We start from the raw sequence: 5,651 nt of genomic DNA on the forward strand, positions 1-5,651 counted from the left end.
TGAACTTCATACTCCATGAAGGCGCGGACAGCTTCCCAGTGAGCGATCGCCAACGATAGGCCTGCACACATAAACTCGACACTTACCTGCTGACCTGCCTGCTGGTAGCCCATCCCCATGGCGTACTGGCGATGCACGCCATATTGCGTCGCGCCCTGTGCCTGAACCACCCAGGCGGACAGTGACTCCCAGGGCACGAACGTGGGGGATTCTGCACCAGTGGGCATAAAGCAGACTTCACGGCGCTGGCGATTGAAACGCGTCGGGATGACTTTGGTGTACTTGTTATGGTTGTGGATCCAGACGAACAGACCAATGCTCAGACTAAATAGAAATATGCAGATGGTTGGCTCTAATGCAGCTGTAAAAACGCCTTGCATTGCATCGTTGATGTCAGAACCGCCGTAGCCAAAGCTCACGCCCAAAAGAGCGATGATGATCGGGCCACCCAGTAGCATGAAAATCGCAGCCGTAAATGGGCCGCCCAACGTCACTTGCCATGAAAACACCTGAGGTTTCCCACCCCCAAAATCCAGATAAGTATCATTGAGATCGCTCACATGGGGGCTGTGTGGGATTGCATCAGTGGGCAGCGGCAAGGGTGCGAGGTAAATGGTTTGCCCAGAGGGAAAACGCTCTACGTCTCCGGCACGGTGCGGCGTTGTGGTAGCGGGATCGGTCATACTGACATCAACGGTATTAGACATGCGAAGTAGTTTCCAGTGTCTGAGGCTCTACCGGGAGCAAAGGTGCCTGATGGACAGGCTGGGCCTGGTCAACCGAGGGAAAGGCACCTGAGCCCTTCGGATCTAGACGGATATAGTGGATTCGCTGTTGAGGCTGGCCATTGGAGCCCATACTTTGAACGGCCACCACCAACATCAGTTCCTCACCGGCCTTACCGACAATACGCTCATCGCTCTCTGAGTAATTTATACAGAGGACCACCTGATCGCCCTCATTTCTACGCAGCCCCGCAACGACCGGCTCGCTAAGAATTTCCCAACGCTCTGTGGTCAGTGCCCGATCAATGAGAATTTTGTTGATGCGGTAAGCTCCGATTTTCAACTGATGACTAGGCTGACCAGCTAACGGAGCCTGGAACGCCGTCATGTCGAGACCGGGTAAAACCAGATGTATGTCACCGATTTTGGCGCTCAGGAACAGGTTTTTCCACCATGAGTCGTATTCGACACGACCAACCTGCACGGAAGGTGCCTGCGTTATCGCCACAAGTGAAAGTTGGTATTCAGCGAGACTGAGAGATTTGCGTTTGCTCGCGTCTTTCCCCCACGGTGTGGTTTGTAGCCATTGGTCATGCGCGCTGGTGTTGTAGTAGTTGTAAATGTAGTTCCCTCCCAGCTCCAACGCAGTAAACAGGGCTCCAACAAGATTGGCACGAAAGAACACGCTCGATAATCGAGCGCCTGACGCGGCCCATGCAGCGGCTCTGACGGCTCCTTGTTCAGCAGCGATTACTGTGTATGTTGCACGGGCGGTGCTGCCCAGCCCGTATGCATTGCTAGCCAACAATCCCCCTGAACCCGCCATTGACATGGTAGCCCCGGCCTGAGCCCCATCATTTCCGCTACGTACAGCCTGCTCCCAACTGCTCTGGTAACCTTTGAAGCTGGCACCGGCAGCGTATATACCCAACACGTAGGTCATAGACCCCAAACCGATATGCAACTTGCCCATCTGAACTTGTAAATGACCTAACGAATGATTCTGCAACCCTTGCACAAGAAGTGAACTGCGGGCTGTCAGCGCTGTATCAAATATGCCTTGAGCAGCAGCGAACCCTGCCGCACCAGTAGCCGCCAATGCGTTTGTAAACGGTATCCAGGTTCTCTGATCTTTATTTTTGCCAAATGCTTCTTTAGCTACCTGGAGCAAATTCACCGCCTGCACAACAAACAACAATAACGCCGCCCCATCCCCCATCAGGTTTTGCTTCGGTGCGGCTTTTACGCCGTCTCGGAAATTTCTCATCAAGCCTGATATCTCTTGATGATTCGCTGGCGGGAAAACAACGGTAATCCCGGCACGTACAGGCGTTGCCCCATACAGCCGTGCGCTGTTGTCAGGCAGCTCGCCTATAGGGCTGAGTCCCCCTGCCAGACGGGCCTCACTGGCCATCAGCTGCTTTCGGGCGACCACTATTTCAGCCTGGAGCTGTTGAGCTTTTGGCGATTTGTGACCCGCCGTGCGCTTTACCTGATTTCGCTCTTGATTGAGTTTGCGTAAATGCCCCTGCTCTTCGAGCACGTCCTGAAGCGCACGCTTGAGCGCGGCCTTCTCGGCGTCTGACGCCAGGGTAAAGGTCACGCCCTCACGCTTCGCGGCATCCAGGATACGGATCGGCAAGGCGTTGGGTAAATGGCGGAAAAGCGTATCCAGATCAGGTATCGTCTGCCCCTTCAGCACCTGATCAAAGTCTGCCAGCATTTTTTCCATGCCGCGATTAAGCGCCGGAGTCATGGTCTGCTGTGCAGCGTCCGCCACCGCTCGCGTATCTTCCGGGAGCTCATCGAGGGCCGGCAAACGATGCTCCTCAATCTTTTTAAGGGTCTTCAGGTATTCAGGCACGTTGTTGAACAACGTGATACCCGCTGCCTGTGCGAAACCGTACTGAACCCAGACCGCCGTCTGCTCACTGTAGGGTAACGCGTAAAACATGGGGCGACTGAACTGCGGTGCTTCCTCCAGATACTTGAAGATCGCATCGCAGGCTTCATCGCTGCGGCAGATATCTTTCATGCACCCATATTCTGTCGCAAACGCCTGGCCAACCTGTTCTGTATTTTGAGGATCGAAATACCAGACATTTTTATGAAAACGACCGGCGCAAATCATGTCAGCTCTATCGGCGGTAATGCTGTCGAGTAGCCTGTTCCAACGCTTGATTGATCCCCTGTGCTCGAACAAGGCGTTATCCATCGCCTCACGGTCAATCAGGTCGTTAATACCGCGTTGCCCCATCCTGGCGCCATTGAGCACGTCCTTTATCCGGCGATTTTGCTCCTTGCCGAGTTTAAGCAGCGCGTCGAAGTGCTTGTTGACAAAGTCTTGAGGACATCCCTTGAAATGCTCACGGGTGTAGTAAATACGGTCAGCGTCCTCAATCCCCTGAGTGTCTATGTGTTGGCCTGCCATAGGGCCGCCGTACATTGCCATCTGCAACGCATGATCCAATGCCTGCTGTTGCAAATCGGCAAGCTCCGGCGGGACTGGACTTCCTTTGGGCGGGGTCATCAAACCGCCCTTGTTGAGGTATTCAAGCATCGCTTGCCGCGTGGTGCCCTGCTCAGGCTGTCGCATTCCTTTCAGATCGCCGAGCATCTGCTTGATGGCCGGATCATCACTGGCATCGGCCAGTCCGCCGATATCCTCCTGAGTAAGTTGAGTCAACGATTCGATATAGCAGGCAAGCAGGTAATCACGTTCGTTCGCGCGCTCTTGCGGTCCACCTTTTGCCCACGTATCAATCCAGTCGGCTACCTGATCCTGGTAATTGGCGAGATCTCGAAGGACGCCAATACTGTCCTCTACCACAAGATACAAGACATCCTGCTGGTACTCTGCCTCAATACAACTGCTCAACGGGGTCATTGACGTTTCGCGGAAGCGTTCGGGCTTCTCCCACAAATAGGGAATGCGTTCATGTTCAGGAGAGACGTAAACAGTGACTGAAGGAAGAAATGTCGCTTTTTCCTCAGGTTCATTACGTTTCCTCCGTTCAGCGTTTTCAGCGTCCTCGCGAGCCTTAGCCGCAGCTCTGTCGCGTTCAATCTGCTCGCTTTGCACACGAGCAGTCGCAACTTCTGCCAGCCAGCGCTCGGCCAGAGCAGGCGTCAACAAACTCGGACCGCCGGTTTCACAATTGGCCCGGTTCAAATCAACAGCCTGCATAAAAAACATACGCTCTGACTTGCTCTTGAGCACCTGACGACACTTCTTTGCCGTCCACTGAACCTCGGAATAGTTAACGTAAAGAATGCTGCGTTTCGAGTACACCAACACAGGCTTTTCAATCGGGCTCTGGCGTTTGTCGCTGCTGACGTCAGGACCCTGCGACAGCCTTGCGCTGACCAGACCATCAATGACTCGATACTCCGACAGCTCATCATTCTGACTGTCGATCACGTAGAGCCATCCATCACGCAGAAGACGGATCCCCAAAGGACGCGTGCCAAGTTTGTAAGGAACAGGTATTTCACCCGATGGGTCAAGAGCAGTGCCGTTCACCAGCCCATAACGCAAAGGCACCAGTTGAATCTTACCCTTCATCAGCGGGCATGAGCCTGTAGAGCTTCTGGCATCCTCGCGACTCACGCTGACGTTGTTAGGATTTTTTCCTGAGGTGGCGGGCGTGCTCATCCGTGGCTCCCTTGCAGGCTTTCAGCCCTTTCCCTGGCGATACTGGCGACATGCTCAATCCGTTGAGTAGGAGAAAGCGTTGACGGCGTTTCAAGCAACGTATCGAGGTCTGGATGCTCGGTCATGGCATGAGGTCCGAGAAATCCGTGGATGTTGGCGTAGAGCGTGATTTCCAGTTCGCTGCCGAACCCTCGCTCATAAGCATTCGAGGCAAGCGTATAGAGATATTTCCAGCGATCCAGAGCGTCAAGGTGCACTTGGAACGCTGGGAAATATTCCCGCATATGCCGGTCAAGACGGATGACCACCGACCTGAAATTCACCTCGTCCAGCAATGTGACTTGTGATTCGCTCAACCGATACGGTTCGACGTGAGAGGTCACGGGAGCTTTAGCGGGACGGCGGTGGTTGTGCCAGCACCTCAGCGCCGCATCGGCAGTCAGAACGTGCGAGCAAGGCCCGAACAATGTGGCGTCTCCCCGTTGCATGCTCTGGTCCAGCAAGGCGTGCGCCACCGCCGGATCCGCGAGGCGAAGGAGCACCTGTTGGCCCTGGGGATGAGTCACACAGATCAACCAGCGAAAGTGATCCAGAACGGTTTGCCAAGGCTGATCGCTGAAGACGAGGTAACCCCACTCTTCGTCGGCGTGCGCCAGAAACTGCTGACAGATCGGATCACGCTCGCTGTTCAGGCGGACCAGGCACGGCGAGATATCGGTCAACCCTGACCAACGCGTCCCCAGATAAAGAGGCTGGTAATCCGGCGCCTCGGACCATGTGTATAACTGCTGAGGCAACTTGTCGACGCTGACTCCATCCAGCAGCAGTGCGACGGTTCCCCGCCAAGGTAGATCACGAGGCAAATGCTCGCTCAGCGGCCGTTCAATTCCGTGCATTTGATGTCTCCAGTCTGGCCTTTTCACAGATGGCGCAGATCGGCTTCCTCTGCATCAATGCCTGTCGTTGTGCGGGCACCAATACCTGCCCCGCCTCATCAGCATCGGCCTGCTGCAACGGGCCGGGCTTCAGCGGGGCGGCCGGTGTGCCGCTGCCGGGACTGCCGCCGGTATTGACGTTGATCACCGGACCGCTCAGGGTGACGCCGCTGGCGTCGATCTTGATGAAGCTGCCACCGACCTTCAGGGTCAGTTCTTTGCCCGCTTCGATCACCATCTTCATGCCAGCGCTCAGATGGATTTCCTGGCCAGCGTCGAGAAACTGGCCTGTGCCGATCTTCACGTGCTGATTGACCGCCACGGTCAGGTGATCGT

General features: G+C 55.2%; 2 protein-coding genes and 2 pseudogenes. All 4 read right to left on the bottom strand.

All coding sequences use genetic code 11. The features are described from left to right. Positions 1-707: pseudogene (locus QRN20_RS25150) on the bottom strand (hypothetical protein); the annotation flags it as partial. Further along, the gene (locus tag QRN20_RS25155; protein WP_145958172.1) at positions 700-4,380 is read right to left on the bottom strand and encodes a toxin VasX; all 3,681 of its coding nucleotides are present in this window, start codon (positions 4,378-4,380) and stop codon (positions 700-702) included. The gene QRN20_RS25155 and the pseudogene QRN20_RS25150, both read right to left, overlap by 8 nt. After that, positions 4,377-5,276, bottom strand: coding sequence for a DUF4123 domain-containing protein (locus QRN20_RS25160; RefSeq protein ID WP_088234894.1), 900 nt, complete (start codon positions 5,274-5,276; stop codon positions 4,377-4,379). The genes QRN20_RS25155 and QRN20_RS25160 overlap by 4 nt, the downstream gene beginning before the upstream one ends. Then, positions 5,263-5,651: pseudogene (locus tag QRN20_RS25165) on the bottom strand (type VI secretion system tip protein VgrG); the annotation flags it as partial. The pseudogene QRN20_RS25165 and the gene QRN20_RS25160, both read right to left, overlap by 14 nt.

Origin of the sequence: Pseudomonas sp. fls2-241-TYG-175 (assembly GCF_030209155.1) — a bacterium.
Classification (GTDB): domain Bacteria; phylum Pseudomonadota; class Gammaproteobacteria; order Pseudomonadales; family Pseudomonadaceae; genus Aquipseudomonas; species Aquipseudomonas viridiflava.

What these genes read in the sequence shown, in the direction of transcription:
- QRN20_RS25155 (WP_145958172.1), bottom strand. Translation starts at nt 4,380, where the DNA reads ATGAGCACGCCCGCCACCTCAGGAAAAAATCCTAACAACGTCAGCGTG.
- QRN20_RS25160 (WP_088234894.1), bottom strand. Translation starts at nt 5,276, where the DNA reads ATGCACGGAATTGAACGGCCGCTGAGCGAGCATTTGCCTCGTGATCTA.